Here is a 2,059-nt window from a genome sequence, read left to right as displayed (position 1 = left end):
GCCATAGACGATGCGATCATTCCCGCCATAGCCGCGCACGATGTAGTCGGGGCTTTCGAGAATCTCGGGCAGCGCCTCGCTCTCGGCAGCGCGGTCGCATTCCTCGCCATGCAGGAAGATCGGGCCCGTTTCAGCATAGGGCTGAAGCTGCGGGAATGGCCGGTACGCCAGAACAAGATAGGCATCGCCGGCGGCGATGTTCTTCAAGCAATGCCGGCAAGGCATGCCGTCACCGTCGGAGATCTTTCGCTCGGGCATTTGGCCATAAGCATCGATCCCGCCGCGCTGCAGCGTCCTGACACCTTCGGTCGGCAAAGCTTTGAACTGGATGGTCATGGAAAATCTCCGGTGTGGTCTACCGGAAATTATCCCTTTGAACTCTCGCCGCCCACCCGATTCCTGCCAGATATCGAAGAGCCGGTCGCCCGTCGGCGACCGGCTCTCATCAAGTCCCGTCGAAAGCGCCGGCTAACTAAAATTCAGAGCTGCGGCTCAACGGATGAAATCATCGAAGCGGCGCAGCGTCACCCGGCGATTCCGCCAGTTTTCGTTCTGCGTCTGCACCAGCAAAAACTCCTCGCCATAGCCGACGGTCTCGAGAGCATGACCCGGCACGCCGAATTCGCGCACCAGCGTGCGCTTGAGCGAAACGGCGCGCTGTTCGGACAGAGCCTGATTCGACTGGAAGGAGCCGACGGCGTCGGTATGGCCCTCGATCAGCACGCGGGCGCCGCGATCGCGGCGCAGGATGCGCCGCAGCGCGTCGGCAATGGTCTCGATCTTGTCGTATTGCGAGTTGGCAATAGCCGCCGAACCGAAGGCGAAGTTGATCGACTGGATATCGATCGAGCGGGCCATGCGGCGCAAATCCGGGCGCCGCTTGAATTCGCGGATGGTGACGCGCTCGTTCGGCCGCAATTTCACACGCGGCGCCGCCTCGAGCTTCCGCTCGATCGTCGCGGCTGAAGGCGTTGTCGCCTGGGCTGCGGCCAGGCTTGGCATGGCAATTGCCGCGATCAGCGCGGCGGCAAGTGTACGGCGGGTCAGCATGTCTTCGTCTCCTTCGGCCTTGGCCGCATTGATGGTGCCGGCAACATGCCAAAAACAGCCTGAAGGGCCGATGAACGGCGGGTTCAGATTAGAGCTGGTGTCAGCTTCCGGCTAGGGCCGCATGACGCTGGCCGCGCGCTCGGTGAAAGGCAGCGGATGGACGATTTCCCTCTTTTGCGCCACCGGTGCAAAGCCGAGCTTCTGGTATAGCGGCAGAGCCGCCGGATGATCGAGCGTGCAGGTCTGCACCGTCACCCGCTTCGGCCCATGCGACCATGCGGCGGCGATCGCGGAGCCCAGGAACCAGCGGCCGATGCCTTGCCCGGTGGCATGTTCCATCATGCCGAAATAGGCGAGCTCGACTTCTTCCGGCAGATGCGGCTTGAGATCGAAGAAGCCGGCGGGCGCGCCGTCGAGGTAAAGGACCCTGATGTCGCGATCCTCACGATGGATGCCGGCGGAAAGCTCGTCGTCATCCAGCCTCAGCACATTGACCCAGTGCCATTTGCGCCCCACCCGGTCCATCAGATAGCGGTAGAAATGCAGCGGAATGTCCTTGGTCTTCAGCAGCGCGACCTGACGGTTATACGGCACGGCCGGTGAATAGGCCGGAGGCACATGCATCTCGAGGAACGTCACCGTGACTTCGATGTCTTCCAGCGCGCTGTTTTCCATCGTCTTCATTCCTTGCCGATCACAACGGGGCCGGTCACGACAGGCGTGTCGGAAAGCCCGCCCCACTCCGTCCAGGAGCCGTCGTAAAGCCTGTTGTTCGTATGGCCAAGCGTTTCCAGCGCCAGCGTCACCACCGCCGCGGTAATACCGGAGCCGCATGAAGTGACGACAGGTTTCGACAGATCGATGCCGGCCTCCTCGATCACCTTGCGCAGACGGTCCTTCGACAGCAGCTCGCCATTTTCCGACAGCGCCGAATAGGGCAGATTGCGCGCGCCGGGCATATGGCCGGAGCGGATACCCGCGCGCGGCTCAGGTTCAGTGCCGGTGGAAG

Annotated in this window: 4 protein-coding genes; all 4 read right to left on the bottom strand. The window is 62.5% G+C overall.

The window, feature by feature from the left end; all coding sequences use genetic code 11:
* On the bottom strand, positions 1-336 hold a 336-nt coding region (locus EOC06_RS28400; RefSeq protein WP_128309360.1), incomplete at its 3' end, for a DUF1203 domain-containing protein.
* Positions 337-492: 156 nt separating this feature from the next.
* Complete coding sequence (locus EOC06_RS28395) at positions 493-1,050, bottom strand: OmpA family protein (RefSeq protein ID WP_128309359.1); 558 nt, start codon at positions 1,048-1,050, stop codon at positions 493-495.
* A gap of 111 nt (positions 1,051-1,161) precedes the next feature.
* Positions 1,162-1,725: a GNAT family N-acetyltransferase gene (locus EOC06_RS28390; RefSeq protein ID WP_128309358.1), complete on the bottom strand. Its 564-nt coding sequence runs from the start codon at positions 1,723-1,725 to the stop codon at positions 1,162-1,164.
* Positions 1,726-1,730: 5 nt separating this feature from the next.
* Positions 1,731-2,059, bottom strand: a 329-nt coding sequence (locus EOC06_RS43740) for a rhodanese-like domain-containing protein (protein ID WP_281062117.1), incomplete at its 5' end; no start/stop codon positions are given.

The organism is Mesorhizobium sp. M7A.F.Ca.MR.362.00.0.0 (assembly GCF_004023175.1).
GTDB lineage: Bacteria > Pseudomonadota > Alphaproteobacteria > Rhizobiales > Rhizobiaceae > Mesorhizobium.
The sequence above is the reverse complement of the archived record's forward strand: the minus strand, read 5'-3'. Positions and strand labels throughout refer to the sequence as shown.